We start from the raw sequence: 20,310 nt of genomic DNA, 5'->3' as shown, positions 1-20,310 counted from the left end.
CTACCGGTTAAACAACCTGTAGCTCTCATCTTTTGCCAAAAATCAGTTTGCCGGACGGTAACTGATCTGTACGCCAAACCCCTGGTCCGGGCTGCCATCGGAAAGCCCCAGATAGGCGTACACCATTCCGCTCCACTGGTTATCCAGTTTGTGGCTGAAGTAACCAAACAATTCAGTCTGTGCATCCGCTGTATCGGTTGCCGCCTGCTGATAATCCAGCGACGCTCCAATACTCGAGGTATCGTTGAGGCGGTAACCGCTGCCCACCGAGGTATACCAGACGTCACGCAATTCCACCTCGGGCAGGTCGCCCTTGAACTTTCGCGCCAGGGTCACAAATGGGGTGTACTGCCCGATCGACGTAAAGACCTCGGTTTGCAGGGTGTAGTCGGCCTCGCCAGTGCCCAGACCTTTAGCTTCGTCCGCCAGTGGCACCTTGTATTTCGCCGACAGGTCCACGAAATATTGCCCGGCAATCGGATCGAGGCTGTAGCTGCCGGTCAGCCACAGATCGCCCAGACCAGCCTCGTCAGTCATGACAACTTCGTCGCTGCCCTGGTTGCCGTTGCCATTACCGTTGCCATTTCCATTACCCGGGCCCAGAACCAGGCCGCCATCGCCACCGGGAATGACCCCGCCCGGGCCTTCAATCTGGGTCCAGGGCAGAGAGGCTTTGAAGGTCCAGCGGTCATCGGGGGAAAAGCTGGCCGAAAACGGCATGGAGACGATTTCCGTCTCGGCAACGTCGCCGTAGTCACCGCTGCTAATGTCGGTGCCGAGGGAATATTTCCAGTCACCGGCCGCTACCGCGCCCGCGCTGGACAGACTTGCGACGATCAGGGCCGCATTCAGGATGTGATTAGTTTTCATGCAACTCACCAGTACCTCAGATTGCTGAAATTATGGCGACCTTAGCACCGATGGTGAGCGCAAAAACCAGACTCAAGTCTCAGCTTTACATAAGGTTGGCCGGATTTTTCGCAATCTGAAACCATGCCGCATATTGGCCCCCTGCACCGCTCGCAGGCGAAAGCGCAACTGGCGCACACTGCTATTGACAGGGGTACCGCACTTGCGGTGATTCAGCAGGATCAGGCTCGGACAACCAGAAGTTACCCGCATTGCGCGCGCAGCGAATCTCCGGTGGCAAGTGTCCATCTCGCCAACGGAACGTGACTGCTCCGTTGGCAGCGGTATTGAACATGGGCACGCGGTGAGCGGCGTAGCGCGCCACAACATCGGCATGCGGATGTCCGAAGTGATGATGAAAACCGGTACTGAACACCACCTGCGCAGGGTTTGCCCAGTCCAGCAGCACTGGAGAAGAAGACGTGCGAGATCCGTGGTGTGGCGCGAGCAACACATCGATCGGTGCGAAACCGGGGTACTGCACGACAAGCCGGCGCTCAGTGTCCTCGCTGATGTCACCGGTAAGAAGAACGCGTACATGGCGCCATTCGAGCAACGCCACACAACTGTGATCGTTCTCCTCGCCGCTCAGTCCTTCGCCCCCCGGCCACAGCCAGGTGAGCTCCAGTTCCCCGTAGGATTCGCTGCGACCGGCGACACAGGGACCCGCGAATCCCGGCGCGCCCAAATCGGCCAGTCGTTGCGGCAACTGGCCCGGGGCGAACAATCTGCCCACCTCCAACTGCGCCATCACCCCGGATACACCGCCCGCATGGTCGCGATCCCCGTGGCTGACGATCAGCGCATCCAGTTGCGGCCGACCTTCCGCCAGCAGGTACGGAGCGACAATACTGCTACCCGCACTCCAGCCAGTGCCGGTGCTGGCGCCGGTGTCGAATACGATGGTTCGCCCCTCCGTTGCCGCCACCACCGCTAGTCCCTGCCCCACATCGAGCACGGTCAGCGCCAAATAAGGGTCCTGTGGCCGCTGCCATGGCGACAATCCCACCACTAATACCGGAAACAGACACCAGCCCAACACCCGACCAGGTGTTCCCCTCGGCATCAACAACACCAGGCTGCTCAAAACGGCGAGCGCCACTATTACAGGTGCAGGATTGGGAATGGCCTGCCATCCGGGAAGTGCCTGGTCTGCGGCAGCAAGAAACTCCAGCAGCCAGCCGAGCTGGGTATCCGCCAGGCGCCACAGTATTGTGCCGAGCCCATGGGGAACCATCGCCCCCAGGAAAATAAGCGGCAGAATCGCCAGCCCCACCCAGGGTATTGCAATAAGATTGATGAGCAATCCACTGACGCTCACCCCTGAAAATATGAGGATCGAAGGTAGCAACAGGCCGACGAGAATGGCCCACTGGCTATGAATGGCACTGAGGAAGTAGCGCCACATTGAGTGAACGAGGACCGCGATACGGCCCTGATCCGGGCCAGACCGCCCCTCATCAAATCCGTTGCTGTCGGTACTGCTGCGACCGCGAAATCGCAGCAACAATGCCGCCACCGCGATAAACGAAAGCCAGAAACCCGCATTCAAAACCGCCAGTGGCTGCATCAGTAGCACACAGCTCAGTGCCGCAACAAAAACCAGGCCCGCACTGACCCTGCGCCGCAATACCAGGGCCGCGATGGCGATCGCCGTCATGACCAGCGCCCGCTGGGCGGACAGCGACGCGCCGCTAAGCAGTGTGTAAGCCAGTGCAGCCAGCAACCCTGGCGCTGCGGCCAACAACACCGGATTATGCGGACGGAATACACCAACCACCCGGCTCAGCAGCCCACCGATGAGCAGGCAGAAGCCGGCAACCATGCCTACATGCAGCCCGGAGATAGCCAACAGGTGGGCGGTACCCGTCCTGCGCAACAGATCCTGTGTGGCTGTATCGATGCCGCCTTTGTCCCCGAGCAAAAGCGCGCGGATCAGGGCTTCCTGGGCCATATCGCTGGCGTCGTTGGAGGCGCCCGTTATGCGCTGACGGAGGCGTTCGCGGATGCCGTTAACTACCGAGCTGATACCGTTTCCCGCCGCCAGATACTCGGGTGCGGTAACCCGGTCACGGACATAGCCGGTGGCGAAAATGCCCTGCTCCAGCAGCCAGGCTTCGTAGTCAAAGGTATGGGGATTGATGCTGCCGCGCGGGCGCTTCAGGCGGAGCGTCATACTCCAGCGGCTGCCCGGAGTCAGTGTCGCGGCAGAATCGGGCGGCAACCCGTACCAGCTGAGCAACAGGCGCTTGCCGATAAAGTCCGGTAGGTCTGATTCCAGTACCCGCGCGCGAAACCGGCTGTCGAAATAGCCGTGGACGGACCGGGGAGAACCAAAGCTGGCAACGGCGGCGGCGGTCTGCGGCAGATCGTCAATCTCGAGCGTAACCCGGTGATCAGTGCCATGCAGGGCCAGCGGTAGACGTGCAGCGAGCGAATGATGGTTTGCGCCGAGCGCCCAGCAGCTCCCCAGTGCAAATGGCAGCAGCAGATAGCAGACCACATATCGCGGCACTGCCGGGAGTCGGGAGAAGCTACCACCAATGGCGGCCACAAGCGCTAACAGCACAAGGCCGAGCAGCAGCGCCGCAGCGAAATCCGCATTCCACGGCAATACGGGCCAGAAGGCTACCTGGCCAATGCCAACCGCCAGTGACCACAAAGCGGCCACCAGCCTGCTCACTCCCTTCACCGAGCCCCCTGAATTCCCTTTCCCGCTTGCGCTGCACAAAGCGGCGATCGGCACACCTTCCTGGTGCATATGCCCCAAATGGCATTAAAACGAAGGCGTTAGCCCGGTTCAAGGGCCCGAATCGCGGCCACAGACACGCCTAACCTGTCATACCGCTATTTATTACACCCCCCACTGCAATAAAACTTACACCAACCTTTCATCTTTCACATATTTGTAACAAATCAGAAGCAAAATGCGCGGCATACGAGCTACGGCTCAAACCAATAGCCAAATACGAGACCGACCATGAATAAGACCGCGATCACCCTGGCACTGGCCGCCGTGCTTCCTGCCACCTCCTTTGCCCAAGAAGATGCGATCACCTTCTACGGCAAGGCCAATGCCTCCTTCCAGTCCAATGACGAGGGCGACGGCGCCGTTACCGACATCAAGAGCAACGCCTCACGCGTTGGTGTCAAAGGCGAGCTGCCGCTGGATAGCGGTATCAAAGGTATCTACAAGATGGAATTCGAAGTAGATATCGATGGCGAGGCAGAGGAAACCTTCAGCCAGCGCAACATCTACGCTGGCCTGGAAGGCGGCTTCGGTCAGATCATCGGCGGCAAATTCGACACCCCGCTGAAAGAGGCCCAGAACAAGGTCGACCTGTTCAACGACCTGGAAGGCGATATCAAGAGCCTGATCACCAAGAGTGACAACCGCGAATCCAACAACCTGCAGTACACCACCCCGTCGTTTGCAGGCTTCAAGGTCGCAACTGCCTACATCAGCCACAAGGACGCCGAAATTCTCGACGCCGAAGGCAACCTGATCGATACCCGCGACAACGGCACTTCCGTGTCTTTCGCCTACGACAACAACGGCATTTACCTCGCCTACGCCTTTGACCAGGACGTAGAAGCCAATGACTGGAATGTAAACCGCCTGGTTGCCCAGTACACCTTCGGCAACCTGCAAGTCGGCGGACTGTACGAAGAGCAGGAAAAAGCCGACAGCAGCACGCAGGACGGTTGGCTGACTTCCGTCGCCTACAAAATCAACAACTGGACCGCAAAAGCCCAGTACGGCCAGTCCGATATCGTAAAGACCGACGGCGAAACCTTCAGCCTGGGACTGGACTACAAGCTCTCTTCTGCGGCCAAGGTCTTCACCTTCTACACCGATGAAACCGCTGCAGACAATTACGAGCGCAGCTACTTCGGTGTCGGCACCGAGTTCAAGTTCTGATCTGAACTTAAGCACGCAAAGGGCGCAACATTCGTTGCGCCCTTTTTGTTTTGGGGCACGACCCGGCCTCATGTTGTCGTATGTGCTAGCATCGATGGCTCCGCATAAATAAAAAGTGAGCTATCGACCGACATGCACCGCACCAAAATCTCATTGATTTTCGCCGCTGCGCTGCTCGCAGCCTGCAGCAAGGGAACTGAGGATTCTGCCTCGCAAGCAACCCCGCAAGATGCAGCTTCCAACAGCCAGATCACGCTGCCCGCGGGCGTCACCCTGGTAGAAACGTTCAACGGGGACGGCGCGGAAATCGCAATCCCCTATCGCAAGTTTGTCCTCGACAACGGCCTGACGGTGGTTCTGCACGAAGATCACTCGGACCCGCTGGCGCATGTGGATGTCACTTACCATGTGGGCTCCAACCGCGAAGATGCCGGCCGCTCCGGCTTCGCCCACTTCTTCGAGCACATGATGTTCCAGGGTTCGAAGAACGTGGCGGATGAAGAGCATTTCCGCCTCGTTCAGGAGGCCGGCGGCACCCTGAACGGCACCACCAACACCGACCGTACCAACTATTACGAAACCGTACCGGCCAACCAGCTCGAAACTGTGCTGTGGCTGGAGTCGGACCGTATGGGCGCACTGCTGGAAGCCGTCACCGAAGAAAAGTTTGAAGTCCAGCGCGAGACCGTGAAAAACGAACGCGGGCAGCGGGTAGACAACCGCCCCTATGGCCGCGCCCTGGAAACCATGTTCGCCGCCACCTATGCGGACGGCCACCCCTACTCCTGGCCGGTCATCGGCTGGCTGGAAGACCTCGACCGCGCTGACGTGAACGATCTGAAACGTTTCTTCCTGCGCTGGTACGGCCCCAACAATGCGGTAGTGACCATCGGCGGTGACATCGACCAGGCAAAAACCCTGGAATGGGTCGCGAAATATTTCGGCTCCATTCCCGCAGGCCCGGAAGTCAAAAACCTGCCCAAGCAACCCGCAACCCTCACCGCCGACCGCTACCTCACCCTGGAAGACAACATCCACCTGCCCGCGCTGGCGGTCATGATCCCTACCGTTTATTCCGGTCACGTGGATGAACCCGCACTGGATGCGGCGGCGGAAATACTCGGCCAGGGTCAGGACTCCATGCTGTACAAGCGCCTGGTACAGACGGGTCGTGCGGTTTCCGCGAGCGTGTCCCACTCGTGTAAAGAGCTCGCCTGTGAGATGTGGTTTATCGTGATCCAGAACCCCGCATCCGGCGAATCCCTGGCGGAAATGGAAAAGGCCGTGCGCGAAACCCTCACCGAGTTCGCCAAGCGCGGTGTGACCGAAGATGACCTGGTGAAATTCAAGGCGGGTTACGAGTCCTATCGTGTATTCGGCCTGCAGTCGGTAGCCGGCAAGGTATCCACCCTGGCGGCATTTGAAACCTTTACCGGAAGCCCGAAAGGCATCGACGAAGAGATCAAGTCCTACCTGTCTGTTGCCACCGACGACGTTACCCGCGTATTCGAACAGTACATCGCGGGCAAACCGGCGGTACTACTCAGCGTTGTGCCCAACGGCAAACCGGAACTGGCGGCCGCCGAGCAGAACTTTACCTGGAAGCGTACCCTGCCCGAGAGCTTCGCCGATAAACAAGAAGAACTGGCACTGCGCCCGCTGAAAGACAATTTTGACCGCAGCGTACAGCCCACCCCGGGGGTGAACCCGCAGGTGGAACTGCCCGCGATCAATGACGGCAAACTCGAAAATGGCGTGCGCCTGCTGACCGTACAAAACGACGAAACACCCACCGTCACCGTGCAGGCCGTGTTCGATTTCGGCCAGCGCGACGAACCCAACGGCAAGGCCGGCCTGACCTCACTGATGACCGACCTCATGAGTGAAGCCACCACCGAGCGCGACGCCGCCGAGTTCACCGAAGCCCTGAAGCGGCTGGGTGCGAGCATCAGCGTCAGATCTGGCTACTACGAGACCACCGTGAACCTCAACGTACTGGCCAAGCATCTCGACGAGGGCATGGCGCTGATGATGGAGCGCATCCTTAAGCCGGCATTCACCGAAGAGGACTTCGCCCGTATCAAGCAACAGACCATCGAAAGCCTCCAGCAAGCGCGCAAGACCCCACAAGGTCTCGCCACTCGCGCCCTGGGTGCGGTAATGCGCGGGCCGGAACACCCGCTCGGCTTCCCGTCCAGCGGCATCCCTCGTACCGTTACCGAAATCACCCTTGAAGATATCAAGGGCTACTACGAGGCCCACTTCCCCGCGCACCTGAGCGGAATCACAGTGAGCACGAGCCTGCCCCATGGCACCATCGTCAAGGCACTGGATGGCCTTGCCAAGTTAAAGGTGTCGCAGCCGGTACACCCGGCAATCGCTTTCCAAAAGCCGGAAATCAAGGGGCGCACGGTATACCTGGTGGACAAGGAGGGCGCGGCCCAGTCGAGCCTGCTGGTGAGCCAGCCCGCGATGCCCTACGACGCGCTCGGCAATTACTACCTGGCCAACCTGGGTAACTTCCCGCTGGGTGGCAACTTCAACAGCCGCATCAACCTGAACCTGCGCGAAGACAAGGGCTACACCTACGGCGCTCGCACTTACCTGCAGGGCGAGCCCGAAGAAGGTATGTATGTGTTCAGCTCGGAAGTGAAAAAAGAAGCTACCGCAGACGCACTGAGCGAAGCCCTCAAGGAGCTTGCCGCCTATGACCGCGACGGCATGACCGATGTGGAATTCAGCTATATGCGTTCCTCCATTGGTCAGCAGGAAGCGCGCAGCTACGAGACACCAGGTGCCAAGCTGGGTCTACTCGGTTCGATCATGCGCTACAACCTGCCGCTGGACTACCGCTCGCAGCAGAACGCAATCCTCAAGGAAACCGATCGCAAGACCCTCAACAAGGTCATCACCGACATGCTCGACCCCGACAACCTCGCAATTATCGTGGTCGGCGATGCGGCAAGTATTCGCAAGGATGTGGAAGCACTGGGCATGCCGATTGTCGAGCTGGACGAAGACGGTTACGTGAAAGAAGCCGAAGAAACCCCTGAAGCGGAGACATCCGCTAGCCTCTGACATTACCCCGCCAAATACACCAACAAAAAAGCCCGCTAATTAGCGGGCTTTTTTAGTTTCTTAATCTTCTAGATATCAGAGCCAGATGAGAGCAAAGTCACTTCGCCGCCCGCGCCGCGTGCAGTTTTTTGTAGCTCTCGACCAGGCGTAGGTGCTTGTCCAGGCCTTCCAACTGCATGTTGGTCGGGGTCAGACCGTGGAAACGCACACTGCCATCGACCGAGCTCACAACGGCACTCATAGTTTCGTCACCGAACATGCGGCACAGGTTGACGATGTAATCGTCCAGCTCCAGATCGTCCTCCAAAACAATCTCAAGCACCGCCTGCACCGCACGGTAAAAGAGTCCGCGCTCGACGGTGTTGTCGTTGTACTGCAGAAAGGTTTCAACCAGTTCCAGCGCTTCTTCGTGACGCTGTAACGCCAGCAAAATCAGCAGTTTCAGCTCGAGAATGGTCAACTGACCCCACGCGGTATTCTCGTCAAACTCGACACCAATCAGGGTGGTGATCTTCTCGTAATTGTCGAGTTGGCTCTCTTCCAGCCGCTCCACCAGATCTTCCAACGCATCGTCGTCCAGGATATGCAGATTGAGGATATCCTCGCGGTAATCCAGCGCCTTGTTGGTGTTGTCCCAGATCAGGTCTTCCACCGGGTACACCTCGGAATAGCCGGGCACCAAAATCCGACAGGCCGGTGCACCCAGGTCATCATAAGCCGCCATGTAGACTTCCTTGCCCATGTCTTCGAGGATCGCAAACAGGCGGTTGGCTTCGGTGTCATTGGTGTCGTGATGGTTTCCGGAGAAATCCCACTCCACGAACTGGTAATCCGCACTGGCGCTGAAGAAACGCCAGGACACCACGCCGGTGGAGTCGATAAAGTGCTCGACAAAATTGTGCGGCTCAGTGACTTCCAAACTGTTGAAGGTGGGCGGCGGCACGTCGTTCAAGCCCTCGAAGCTGCGCCCCTGCATCAGTTCGGTAAGGCTCCGCTCCAATGCCACATGCAGGCTCGGGTGTGCGCCGAAAGACGCGAATACTCCGCCGGTGCGCGGATTCATCAATGTCACGCACATGACGGGGAACTGCCCGCCGAGGGATGCGTCCTTCACCAGGATCGGGAAGCCCTGCTTCTCCAGCTCCTTGATGCCCTCGAGAATATCCGGGTATTTGGCCAGCACATCACGCGGTACGTCCGGCAGCGCGATTTCCTGTTCGATCACTTCCTTCTTCACCGCGCGCTCGAAGATTTCTGACAGGCACTGGACCTGAGCTTCCGCCAGGGTATTACCCGCGCTCATACCGTTACTGAGGAACAGGTTTTCGATCAGGTTGGAGGGGAAATACACCACCTCCCCGTCTGACTTACGCACAAAAGGCAACGAACAGATGCCGCGGTCGATACGACCGGAATTGGTATCGATCAGGTTCGACCCTGCCAACTCCCCTTCCGGGTTGTAAATGGCCAAGGTGTATTCGTCGAGAATACCTTCCGGCAATTCGTCGTCCTCATCCAGCTCGAACCAGCGCTCGTTCGGGTAATGCACGAACTCGGCATTGGCGATCTCCTCGCCAAAGTACTGGTCGTTGTAGAAGAAATTGCAGTTCAGGCGCTCAATAAATTCGCCCAGCGCGGAGCACAGCGCCGCCTCTTTGGTGGCGCCTTTACCGTTGGTAAAGCACATCGGTGACGCGGCATCGCGGACATGCAGCGACCAAACGTGCGGCACGATATTGCGCCAGGAAGCGATCTCGATCTTCATCCCGAGATCCGCCAGGATCTTGGTCATGTTGGCAATGGTCTGCTCCAGCGGCAGATCCTTGCCCTCGATATAGGTCTGGTGCTCCGCATCCGGTTGCACCATCAGCAGTGCCTGCGCGTCTTCCGCCAGGTTCGCCACTTCTTCGATCTGGAACTCCGGTCCGGTCTGGATCACCTTCTTGACGGTGCAGCGGTCGATGGAGCGCAGAATCCCCTGCCGGTCTTTCTCGGAAATATCCTCAGGCAGCTCCACCTGGATCTTGAAGATCTGGTTATAGCGGTCTTCCGGATCGACGATGTTGTTCTGCGACAGGCGGATATTGTGGGTGGGGATATCGCGGGAAAGGCAGTACACCCGCACGAAATACGCCGCACATAGCGCGGAAGACGCCAGGAAATAGTCAAACGGACTCGGCGCCGAGCCGTCCCCCTTGTAACGGATGGGCTGGTCGGTGATGACCGTGAAGTCGTCAAACTTGGCTTCAAGTCTGAGGTTGTCGAGGAAGTTGACGTTGATTTCCATTTGGCACTACCGGGATTGGGGAACGTGGCGGGCAATAGCCTGAGGCGCGGCATTATCCAGCTTTTGCCGGGATTGTCTCGATATTCTGGACCTGAATGTCGAAAGATTCGCACGTAATTTTAACTGCTGGCAGTCCAAAAACTGCCGGACTGCATCTGGCGCGACAGCTCACCTTTTGGGTTTACTCAAGGAGTAGGCCCACTTCTTTTGGCTCGCTCAATATCACCAGTAAATACGCGCACCCAAATCACCAAACCAAAAATCGCGCCCCTAAATTTGAAATTGCGCACAAAAAATAGACACGACAATCCACATAACCTCACGCACAAATTGGCCACATTTTGATCACCTTCTAGTTTTTCTAGTAGATGGACGGGCCAGAGTTCCCAGTCTTGCACTTCGGGAGCACCGGTCAATTCGGTTACCCCGCTGCGGGAAATTCCACTTTAGAGGTACAAAATGGAATGTAGTAAACGGCATCGGAAGTTGTTCAAGGCACCACCTCTCGTTCTTGCGTCGGCGATATTGGTGCTCAGCACTACCGCCTTTGGCCACGGCAAAGACGCGGATAATGCCAAATTGGGTGAGAACCACGCGCTGAAATTGCTGGGCAAGCATGTGTTCTTTGACAAGAGCCTTTCGCGTTCCGGTGAGATGGGGTGCGTTAGTTGCCACGAGCCATTCGCCGGCGGCACCAATGGTGACTCGGAAATCAACGCTCGGCAGGTAGCGGTAACCAGTGCGAACGGTGTTGACCTTGGGAGAAGAAAACCGCAGACGAACACCTACGCCAGCTTTATTGGCCCCTTCGTAGAGTGCGATCGCGGCGGTCCAAGCCCAATCACCGATACAGAGAAAGGGATTACCGGGAAACGTTACTGCGGTGGTAATTTTTGGGACGGACGCGCCCTGGGGCGCATGAAAACCGAAGATGAATCCCTTCTCAATCTGATCCTCGGAGCCACAGAGCACATCGGCGAAGAGATTTTTTACAATATTGAGCAGCGGAAGGCAAACCGCTATCAACAATACATCAGCTCGATTTCGGATCAGGCCATCAACCCAATCCCCAATGACGCCGAACAGGACATGTCGCGTTACGATGTGTGCCAGACCGTAGCTAATTCCAGTTACGCATTTTTATACAAAAAGGCCTGGGGTGTCCGCGTGAATTGTAGCGCCGACATTGCCACTGGTAATGACACCTTTGTCGATATCACCTTCAAGCGTTTGATGTTTTCGGTTGGCGCCTACCAGCACTCGAAGGATAAAAATTCTTTCTCGTCGAAGCGCGATCTGGCGTTGCGCGCCGAGCTCGCCTGTGTTGATAAAACCCTTCGGAGGCACAGGGATCCGGCAGTGTGCAGAATGGTGCGGAAGCTGAAGAAAACCAACCCCGACAAGGAGTATGGTAAGTTCCCGCTGGTGCTGTTTACCGACGAGGAAAATCTCGGCCACGATCTTTTCTACAATGTGCAATTCGCGGGGATACAGAGAACGCGCACGGACCTGCCAGCGACGCAGTGTGCCTTCTGCCACAGCGACGATCCCGGGTTGGACGACGGCACCGAACTGCAACAGATCTACTCAGATCGCGCTTACCACAATATCGGCACGCCACCAAACCCGGAAATCCCGGCCCTTGCCGGCCAAGACGTGGGCGTGGCGAAGATCACACGCAGCCTCGATGGACCGACCCATTTCGATGGATTCTTCCGCGCAGTGACGCTACGCAATACCGCCAAGGGAGCCAGTGACGAATTCACCAAGGGTTATACCCACAATGGCTTCTTCAAGAGCTTGAAAAGCCTGGTGCACTTCTATGTCACTCGTAGCACGTTGGGTGACTCCTGTAACACTAGATTGGCCAACGGGAATTTACTGGATGACGCGGGACTACCTCTGCCGCTGGATACCCCACTTACCGAGGCCGTCGCACTGAAGTACAACTGCTGGCCGGCGCCGGAGTTTCCCGTTTTCGCGAGTCCCACTAATCTGGTCGGCGGGCTCGGCACACCGGAACAACCGGTAACTGAAGAACATGAAGACGCCTTGGTGGCATATTTGCAGACCCTGAGCGACACCCACGATGCGAAACCTCCGGTGCTGTTGCAGTTTGGCGTGCGAAATCCGCTTGCATCGGTACTCGGTGGAGATGACCTCGACAGCATGATCTGCGACGAAGGTGCGACAAGGGGTGACTGTGTCGGTCTCGAAGAGGCGATGCAATTGCTCGGAGAAGACTGGCTGAGCGCCGATCAGTAAGATCGGTAGATTGGAAATACCAGGGGGCCGATGGCCCCCTTTTTTGCACGTCAATTTCATCATGCCAACTATCTCACCCGCTAGTTGGTACGCGAGTGCAAAAAACGGCGCTTCAATCGCCTTCCAGGCAGCAATCCCACCTGAATGTTTTTCAAACTCTCCTAGTATCAAAATCTGTTGGTAAACGCCCCCAGCCAACTCCCCTCGCACTAACATCACGACAGCAGTAATTCGAATAAGTGAGAGCTGCGCGACACCTATCGATAGGGATCCCCCTCCATCGACAAACGTAGCAACGGGGGCGAATAAAATTCGGCGGGATCGCTAGGCCTCGAGTGATTTCAGCAATCCCATACGGCTAAGTTGCACTTTGGAGATGTAATCAATGGACTGGAATCTACGGCGCCCGAAATATTTCACGGCGCCATCACTACTTTTTGCCCCCATAGCACTCGCACTGAGCAGTAACCTATTTGCCGCAGGCGCTGGATCAGCCAATGCCAAACTCGGTGAAGACCACGCCCTGAAATTGCTGGGCAAGCACATATTTTTTGACAAGAGTCTGTCGAGTTCCGGTGAGATGGGTTGTGTGAGTTGCCACGAGCCATTTGCGGGTGGCACCAATGGCGACTCTGAGACCAACCTGTTGCAAGTCGCCGTCACCAGTGCGAACGGATTGGAAGTCGGTGGAAGAAAGCCACCGACCAACACCTATGCGAGTTTTTTCATTCCGCTGCAACCCTGCAACCGCGGTGGCGCTGCCCTCAGAGGCACGGGCGCCCAGAACTATTGCGGTGGAAACTTCTATGACGGCCGCGCCATGGGGCGGGCCGTCACCGAAGAGGAATCCCTGCTCGACCTGATAATGGGCGCAACAGAGCATATCGGCGAAGAGATTTTCTACAACATCAAAAAACAACGTGCCCAAAAATATAAAAAATATATCAGCGCGATTTCGGACCAGGCATTCAACCCTATCCCGAATACTGCCGAGCAGGATATGTCACCCTATTTGGTGTGCCAGACCGTGGCCAACTCCGCCTATGCGTGGATTTATAAGAAGGCCTGGGGGGTCGACCTGAACTGCAATACCGATATCGCTACCGGCGACGAGACCTTTGTCGATATCAGCTTCAAGCGGCTGATGTTTGCGGTTGGCGCCTACCAGCATTCCCCGGATATCAACTCCTTCTCCTCCAAGCGCGACCTGGCACTCCGCGCCGAACTCGCCTGCATCGACAGTACTTATAAGGACTACAAGGATTCCGCAGTTTGCAAGATGGTGAAGGCGGTTCAGAAAACTAACCCGGATAAGCAATACGGGAAATTCCCACTGGTGCTGTTTACCGAACAGGAAAATCTCGGGCACGATCTGTTTTACAACTGGAAGTTCCCGGCGTTTGGCCCACCCGGATCACCAGCACCGCAAGGTGTATTGGCACGGGACGACCTGCCCGCGATGCAGTGCGCCTTTTGCCATAGCGACAATCCGGACAGCGACGATGGATCTGAACTGGAGCAGATTTACGTCGACCAGGGCTTCCACAATATCGGCGTACCGATGAATCCCGATATTCCCAAACCCAACAACCTTCTGGATGTGGGCCTCAGTGCGGTCACCAGTAGCCAAACTCACGGCGACGGCTTCTTCAGGGTACTGACGGTACGCAATGTCGCGAAAGGCGTAACCGGTGACTTTACCAAAGCATTTTCGCATAACGGCTATTTCAAGAGCCTGAAGAGCCTGGTCCACTTCTATGTCACCCGCGACACGTTGCCTAAATGCGAAGACCTGATGGCGGCAGGTGATATTGCTGAGGGAACGCCATTAACCGAAGAAGTAGCGCTGGCAAACAACTGCTGGCCAACACCGGAGTTTCCGCGCGGCGCAACACCGCCGTTCATCGCCGGCGGTCTGGGCACACCGGATATGCCGGTAACAGAAGCGCACGAGGAAGCGCTGGTGGCCTACATGGAAACACTGAGCGATTCGCATAACGCAAAGCCGCCCGTACTACTGCAATTCGGTGTGGTGAACCCGCTCGCCGGAGAACTCGGCTCCGGTGACCTGGGGACGTTGGTCTGCGATGAAGGCACGACCAGCGATGACTGTATCAGTCTCGATGAAGCCATGAGTCTGCTGGGCGAGGACTGGAGCAGTCTGGAATAGGAAGCCGCAAAAAAAAGCGCTGGGCCGTTTATCTCCAGGCAGCCCAGCGCTTTTTTGTATTTCACCCGTTCACGGCCACTTCAATCGCCGCAAACCGGATTACTTCACTTTCGTGCAGCCAGCAGGTACAGCATCTCCAGCGCCAGGGTGGCACCGGCCAGGCTGGTGATCTCCGCGTGGTCGTAGGCCGGAGCCACTTCCATCACATCCATACCGATGATGTTCAGATCACCGAGACCGCGAATAATCTGCAGCGCGCGATCGGAGGTCAGGCCTCCCATCACCGGGGTACCGGTACCGGGGGCGAAAGCCGGGTCCAGACAGTCGATATCGAAGCTCAGGTAAACCGGCGCACCCCCTACCCGCGCGCGAATGCGCTCGAGGTTCTGTTCCAGTGAATGGTTGTTCATCCAGGCCGCGTCCAGCACCTCGAACTTGTGGGTTTCCGCCGTGTACTCGGTGCGGATGCCCACCTGGATGCTGCGCTCGGTATCGAGCAGGCCTTCCTGTACCGCGTGGTGGAACATGGCACCGTGGTTGTAGACGTAATCTGTCGCTTCGGTATCGGTGTGGGCATCGAAATGCAGCAGCGCCACCGGACCGTGCTTGCGCACATGGGAACGCAGCAGAGGCAGCGTGATGAAGTGGTCGCCGCCCAGGGTCAGCAGGGTCTTACCCGCCGAGACTATATGGTCCGCATGCTGCTCAACCAGCGCCGCCATCGCCGCGCTGTCACCATCGCGGAACACAATGTCGCCGTAGTCGATGGCGTTCAGGCGGTCGCCCAGGGCGAAAGTCCAAGGCCAGCGCTTGTTCTCCCAGCGCAGCTGCGCGGAAGCCTGGCGAACGCCGGAGGGCCCGAAACGGGAACCCGAACGGCCGGTGGTGGCCAGATCGAAAGGTACACCCATTACCACGGCGTCCGCTCCGTCGAGGTCACGGGTCAACGGTAGGCCGCAGAACGAAAAAATATTGGCGTAGGTGTTCGAGAATTCAGCTAAGAAACGGGTATCAGTCATGAGAGGTTCCTGAGTCCAATCCGGCCACGATCAATCAGTCAACGCGCGGATAAAAAAAAGGGACTAATGCCGGGGTCTCTCGCATGCGAACCAGAGGCGGTGCGTTGGGTACGAGAAGATGCCTTGGCAACACTCTCGTTGTGGGATCCCAGCACCCAGAACGGACATCAAGTTTAATTGTCGTGATGTTTGCGACGGCGGACTCAACCGCCCGCGCAGTATGCCCGAAGAAGCTTCACTTGCAAGCACCCGGAGCCCACCAAAACAAATAATTTGTGACCAGTTGGGGCAGCTCCGAACCACAACTGCACACGTATATTGAGCGTCATAGAGCAAGCATAAGAAAACCTTAATCGCCGTAACCAGTCATCTCCAGATAGCCCTCCCCCACATGGCTTCCGCCAACCGTGACCGGCCCTTCCCAGTAACGCATGACACCGCTGTTCCAGTAATCACCAGGCCAGGACTGGATCTGGAGGTCGATTGCCGCCGCGGGCGCTTTCAACTGCCAGACCACGGGTACCTCGCCGTAGCGGCTGTCGCGGTATTGGATGGGGCTGAGAGTGAATTCGCGGGCGTCCAGGGTTTGCGCGCTGCCATCTGCGGCGACCAGGGTGGCGGAGTAGAAATCATCGGCGCCGCGCACCCGGAATGCCATCAGATGACGACCATCCTGCAGGTGCAGGGCCAGCCAGTCCCAGCCCTGCTGGTCCGGCTTCAGGTACTGGCTGCTCCATTCGCGGTCGAACCAGCCCTGCCCGCTTACCTGAAATGTTTTACCGCCGACTTCCACCTCGCCTTTAATCGACAGTGACGGATAGCTGAAATACATGGAGCCACCGCCAGCGGCGGATTTGGCACTGAAGCCCTGTTCGCCATTCAGGATCACCGGCAGGCGCGGCTGCAGTTTCAGGTGGTAGCGGAAGTCCTCACCGTCCACCGCCAGAGTCCAGTTATCGGCATCGATGGCTTCAAGCTGCCAGTGATCGATCCATGCCTTGAACGGTTGTGCGGTTACCCCGGCCTGCCCGGTACCGCCGCGGGCGGCACGATCGGCAAAATGGTGATCAATTGGGCGGCTGAGTGCCGCGTGGGCTAGCCAGAGTTCGTTGCGCTGCCAGCCCGGTTCGGTCTCCGCGTAGGGACCGGGTTTCACGCCATTGCGGAACAGCGTCCATTGCACGCCGAATTGCTCGCCATCCGCACTGTGCAGATTGGCGGTGAGGTACCACCACTCCAGGCGGTATTCGGGGTGAGCGCCGAGATCCCGCGGCAGGCTGATGGTCATCCCCGCTTGCGCCTGGCGGAAACCCTCCGGAGGATCACTGAGCGCCCCGAGTGAGTTCTCCGGCGAAGTTTCTTTTGCACAACCGGCGAGGAGAAAAAGAACGAAACATACCCGCCGCAGTGCGGTGTTTTTTCTATTCATTCTTTAGTGTCTCCGGCCACACCGGGTTGCCCACGAACACACCCACCAGCGCGCCGATCAGCAGGCACACCAGCCACACCTGAAACCAGAACCCAGGATATAGATGCAGCGGCAGCGCCCAGCCAAACGCGGCGGGATTAACCCGCGCCACCAGTACCCAGCCGAGGAAAATCCCCAGCGGCGTCGCCAGCAGTGCAAGCAAACCGGTCACCAGCATACTGTGGGCAATCAGTCGACGGCGCAGGCTTGTGCGCGGCACCCCGTACACATGCAGCAAGGTGTAACTCCCCTGCCGCAGACGGAATATCACCAGCCCCATCAATGCCAGCGCGGTGCCCGCCAGTGCGAGCGTCAGGCCGTTCAGCATCCGCGTCATCTGGAAAGTTCGCGCAAAGGCCGCGCGGGCGGCACTCTTCAGGCCCGTCTGATCCCGCAGGCGGCTTTCGGCCATCCACGCATATTGCTGTGGCCAGTCCTGCCAGTGGATTTTTTGCGCATCGCTCACGCCGAGCACAAAGGTGGAATAGCGATTGGGCAGTGAATCCGGCACCAGTGCGAGCGGCAACATCAGCTCGCCCTCGGGGCGACCGTAATCGGCATAGATGCCGATCACCTCCCGCGACACGGATTCGGCACCGAGGCGAAACCGGATGCGATCACCTAGCGCCAGGGACTGGCGGCGTGCCAGCTGCTCGTTGATCAGCACACCGCGCGTCTGTAGTTGCGGCCAAGGGTCTTTGATCGCAGACAGGAAGGGCCACTCCTGCAGCAACGGCGAGGCTGGATCGACCGCGAACACATCCACCGGCAATTCGCCCCACGCCGCATCCACGTCGGATACTTCCAACAAGGCCCGCCCGCGCACCATCGGCAACACCGCGTTTACGCCGGACAGCTGCTGCAGTTGCTCCCGCCACTCACTGGTCGCGACTCGCTGGCCGGGGTCGATATACAGATCGCCCTGCAGGCGCTGGTCGAGCCAGCGGGCAAAGGTGGATTCGAAACCGGTGACCATGGCCTGCACACCAATGGCGGTGGCAATGGCAAACGCCAGTGCCGTGAGCGGCAGGTCCAGCAGCCGGCACAACGTACGCATTTCGGAACAGGACCACTCCAGCAGCGGCCGGTGGGCGTGGCGCTCGGCGCGCGCCAGCAGGCTGTTCAACAACTCCGGTAACAGCATGCCGACGCCAATCAGGCAGCCCATGGTGGCGGTGAAAATCAGCCACAACGCATCGGTCGCCAACAGCGCGAGCAGTGACGCCACTACCAGCAGCAACGCCACCACAATACGCCAGTTGCGGGCGCCGCCCCTGCCCGCGCTTTGCCCGAAAGCCGCCGCTGCGCCCCACTGCACCCGCCGCAGAATCAGCAGGTCCATACCGGCCCACCCCACCAGCAGCACAAGAATCAGCACCATACCGAGCCAGGCTTCCGCCGTAGGTGCGCCCTGGATTAGGGTATCGACATTGAACAGGCCATTGAGGGTTCCCTGGAAACCCGCCGCCATCGCCGATGCCAAGCGCCCGCCCAGCCAAAGCCCAAGGCTGCCGCCGACCAGTGCGACCAGCAGCACCTCCGCCAGCAGTGCGATGCGCAACTTGCCGGGGGGCACGCCAAAACGCACCAGTATTTCCAGGCTGCGACGCCGCTGTTCGAGGGCAAAGCGATATACGCTGCGCACCAGCAGCGCCGCCACCAGCAATGTCAGTGCGCCGAGGGCATTGAGGCTGAGAAGAAACGCATCCACCAGCGGGTCCGGCTCCACCCCATAGTCTTCCACCTCGGTGCGGTAGCCCTCGGGGAGCAGCAATTTCTCCAGCTCCGCCGCCGGCAGCAGAATGGCGAGAGTTGCGCGCCCGCTGGAGGCGAGATCTGCCGCGACCGAGATATCGGTGAACAGCTGCCCGCGCGGCAGGCCTTCGAGCTGCTCGAACTGGAAATCCCCGGTACCCGCCAGCGCCAGCTGTTGCCAGCGGGCGTAATCCGCGGCACTCCCCAGCAGCAGTGGCCGATCGAGCGTCGAGATCAGTCTCGCCACCACCGTCGCATAGGAATCCTCGCCCTGCGCCTGCGTGGACTCTTCCGGTGCCCGGTACTGGCGCAGGCAGGCACTGGTAAATGGGTCGAGCCCGATAACATCGGGAGCCTCGCTGCCCGCAAAACGCACGTCCAGCCGTGGCGATGCACAGAGCCCCGCCCGCCGCAGCCGCGCAAAATCTTCTACTTGTAGTGGGCGCCCATCCTCACGGGCGACACTCAGCAATGGCTCGAGCGCCGCGCGGGATCGGGCCACCGCACTTTCCGCCGAGCCGGTCAGCGAACGCACCCCGCTCCAGAGCATCGCGGCGCATACCAGGATCAGCAGAAGTCCGAGCAGTTGGCCCGGATGGCGGCGGTAATGGCTCAGGAAGACACTGCCGAGTCCCATGGACGCAGGTCTCCTTCCCGCAGTTCAAGAATCCGGTCGCAGCGCTCGGCCAGTTCCGGGTTATGGGTGACGATCAACGCGCCCACCGCGCGCTCGCGGATGGCATCGAAAAACAGTGGCGCCACCCGCTGGGCGGTGGCGTAGTCGAGGCTGCCGGTGGGTTCATCGGCGAGAATCAGCTGCGGCTGCATGGCAAAGGCACAGGCCAGCGCCGCCCGCTGCTGCTGGCCGCCAGAGAGTTGATCGGGATAACGCTGCGCGGTGTCGGCAATACCCAGCTGCTGCAACAGCGCCTCGCCAGCGTGCTGTTGCAGGCCAGCCAGCCCGGCGCGAAACGCGATATTGCGGGCAACGGTGAGCGTGGGGATCAGGTTGCCATCCTGGAACAGCGTGGCAATGCGGGTGCGGCGGAACTCGGCCCAGTCGCCCTCGGTCAGCGCGGTATGCGGGTTACCAAACACCCGTAACTCGCCGCTGTCCGGTGCCAACAGGCCGTTGAGCAGGTTCAGCAGCGTACTCTTGCCTGAGCCCGAAGGCCCGATCACCGCCACCGCCTCGCCGCGACGCAGCGCAAAGGATACGCCCCGCAGCACGCAGATCTGCTCGCGGCCATTGTGGTACGACTTGCTGAGTTTCCGGGCTTGTATCAGGGCATCGTTCATAGGGCGCCGTGGCAGACTCATCGCTGGGTTCGCCAACAAGTCTATCGCACCGGGCGCTGAGACAACCAAAGGCTACCCGGCGACCTTCAAGTGCCAATGAGACCAGGCTCGGCACACTGTGATATGCCGCAACAAATA

11 protein-coding genes are annotated in these 20,310 nt (G+C 58.8%); 4 read left to right on the top strand and 7 right to left on the bottom strand.

Going from position 1 to position 20,310, the window contains the following annotated elements; genetic code table 11:
* Positions 1-42: 42 nt before the first annotated feature.
* Together R5R33_RS17650 and R5R33_RS17645 are read right to left on the bottom strand one after the other, a co-directional pair.
* A complete protein-coding gene (locus R5R33_RS17650) occupies positions 43-870 on the bottom strand; it encodes a hypothetical protein (RefSeq protein ID WP_318954011.1) in 828 nt (275 codons plus the stop codon).
* Between the two features lie 181 nt (positions 871-1,051).
* Positions 1,052-3,592: a DNA internalization-related competence protein ComEC/Rec2 gene (locus tag R5R33_RS17645; RefSeq protein WP_318954010.1), complete on the bottom strand. Its 2,541-nt coding sequence runs from the start codon at positions 3,590-3,592 to the stop codon at positions 1,052-1,054.
* A 297-nt stretch (positions 3,593-3,889) separates the two neighbouring features.
* Between R5R33_RS17645 and R5R33_RS17640 the strand changes: the two genes are divergently transcribed.
* Positions 3,890-4,831 carry a porin gene (locus R5R33_RS17640; protein WP_318954009.1) on the top strand — a complete coding sequence of 314 codons (942 nt, stop codon included), beginning with the start codon at positions 3,890-3,892 and terminating at the stop codon, positions 4,829-4,831.
* Between the two features lie 132 nt (positions 4,832-4,963).
* A complete protein-coding gene (locus R5R33_RS17635) occupies positions 4,964-7,909 on the top strand; it encodes a M16 family metallopeptidase (RefSeq protein ID WP_318954008.1) in 2,946 nt (981 codons plus the stop codon).
* 97 nt (positions 7,910-8,006) lie between these two features.
* Here R5R33_RS17635 and R5R33_RS17630 read toward each other — a convergent pair whose 3' ends face one another.
* A complete protein-coding gene (locus R5R33_RS17630) occupies positions 8,007-10,196 on the bottom strand; it encodes an OsmC domain/YcaO domain-containing protein (RefSeq protein ID WP_318954007.1) in 2,190 nt (729 codons plus the stop codon).
* Between the two features lie 528 nt (positions 10,197-10,724).
* On the opposite strand from R5R33_RS17630, the gene R5R33_RS17625 reads away from it, so the two are divergent.
* Positions 10,725-12,461, top strand: a complete 1,737-nt coding sequence (locus R5R33_RS17625) for a cytochrome c peroxidase (protein ID WP_318954006.1) — start codon at positions 10,725-10,727, stop codon at positions 12,459-12,461.
* Between the two features lie 385 nt (positions 12,462-12,846).
* On the top strand, positions 12,847-14,631 hold the full coding sequence (locus R5R33_RS17620; protein ID WP_318954005.1) for a cytochrome-c peroxidase: 1,785 nt from the start codon (positions 12,847-12,849) through the stop codon (positions 14,629-14,631).
* 104 nt (positions 14,632-14,735) lie between these two features.
* Here the strand turns inward: R5R33_RS17620 and speB are convergent, their stop codons facing one another.
* The 4 genes from speB to R5R33_RS17600 all read right to left on the bottom strand — a co-directional run bounded on the left by speB (position 14,736) and on the right by R5R33_RS17600 (position 20,193).
* Positions 14,736-15,650, bottom strand: a complete 915-nt coding sequence (gene speB, locus R5R33_RS17615; protein WP_318954004.1) for an agmatinase — start codon at positions 15,648-15,650, stop codon at positions 14,736-14,738.
* 349 nt (positions 15,651-15,999) lie between these two features.
* On the bottom strand, positions 16,000-17,079 hold the full coding sequence (locus tag R5R33_RS17610; protein WP_318954003.1) for a lipocalin-like domain-containing protein: 1,080 nt from the start codon (positions 17,077-17,079) through the stop codon (positions 16,000-16,002).
* A complete protein-coding gene (locus R5R33_RS17605) occupies positions 17,072-19,510 on the bottom strand; it encodes an ABC transporter permease (protein ID WP_318954002.1) in 2,439 nt (812 codons plus the stop codon). The genes R5R33_RS17610 and R5R33_RS17605 overlap by 8 nt, the downstream gene beginning before the upstream one ends.
* Positions 19,486-20,193: an ABC transporter ATP-binding protein gene (locus tag R5R33_RS17600; RefSeq protein WP_318954001.1), complete on the bottom strand. Its 708-nt coding sequence runs from the start codon at positions 20,191-20,193 to the stop codon at positions 19,486-19,488. The genes R5R33_RS17605 and R5R33_RS17600 overlap by 25 nt, the downstream gene beginning before the upstream one ends.
* Positions 20,194-20,310 lie beyond the last annotated feature (117 nt).

It is taken from the genome of Microbulbifer pacificus (assembly GCF_033723955.1).
Lineage (GTDB): Bacteria > Pseudomonadota > Gammaproteobacteria > Pseudomonadales > Cellvibrionaceae > Microbulbifer > Microbulbifer pacificus.
The sequence above is the reverse complement of the archived record's forward strand: the minus strand, read 5'-3'. Positions and strand labels throughout refer to the sequence as shown.

Bases quoted from the DNA above. Each gene is read 5' to 3' on its own strand.
- R5R33_RS17650 (WP_318954011.1), bottom strand. From the start codon at position 870: ATGAAAACTAATCACATCCTGAATGCGGCCCTGATCGTCGCAAGTCTG.
- R5R33_RS17640 (WP_318954009.1), top strand. From the start codon at position 3,890: ATGAATAAGACCGCGATCACCCTGGCACTGGCCGCCGTGCTTCCTGCC.
- R5R33_RS17635 (WP_318954008.1), top strand. From the start codon at position 4,964: ATGCACCGCACCAAAATCTCATTGATTTTCGCCGCTGCGCTGCTCGCA.
- R5R33_RS17630 (WP_318954007.1), bottom strand. From the start codon at position 10,196: ATGGAAATCAACGTCAACTTCCTCGACAACCTCAGACTTGAAGCCAAG.
- R5R33_RS17620 (WP_318954005.1), top strand. From the start codon at position 12,847: ATGGACTGGAATCTACGGCGCCCGAAATATTTCACGGCGCCATCACTA.
- speB (WP_318954004.1), bottom strand. From the start codon at position 15,650: ATGACTGATACCCGTTTCTTAGCTGAATTCTCGAACACCTACGCCAAT.
- R5R33_RS17610 (WP_318954003.1), bottom strand. From the start codon at position 17,079: ATGAATAGAAAAAACACCGCACTGCGGCGGGTATGTTTCGTTCTTTTT.
- R5R33_RS17605 (WP_318954002.1), bottom strand. From the start codon at position 19,510: ATGGGACTCGGCAGTGTCTTCCTGAGCCATTACCGCCGCCATCCGGGC.
- R5R33_RS17600 (WP_318954001.1), bottom strand. From the start codon at position 20,193: ATGAGTCTGCCACGGCGCCCTATGAACGATGCCCTGATACAAGCCCGG.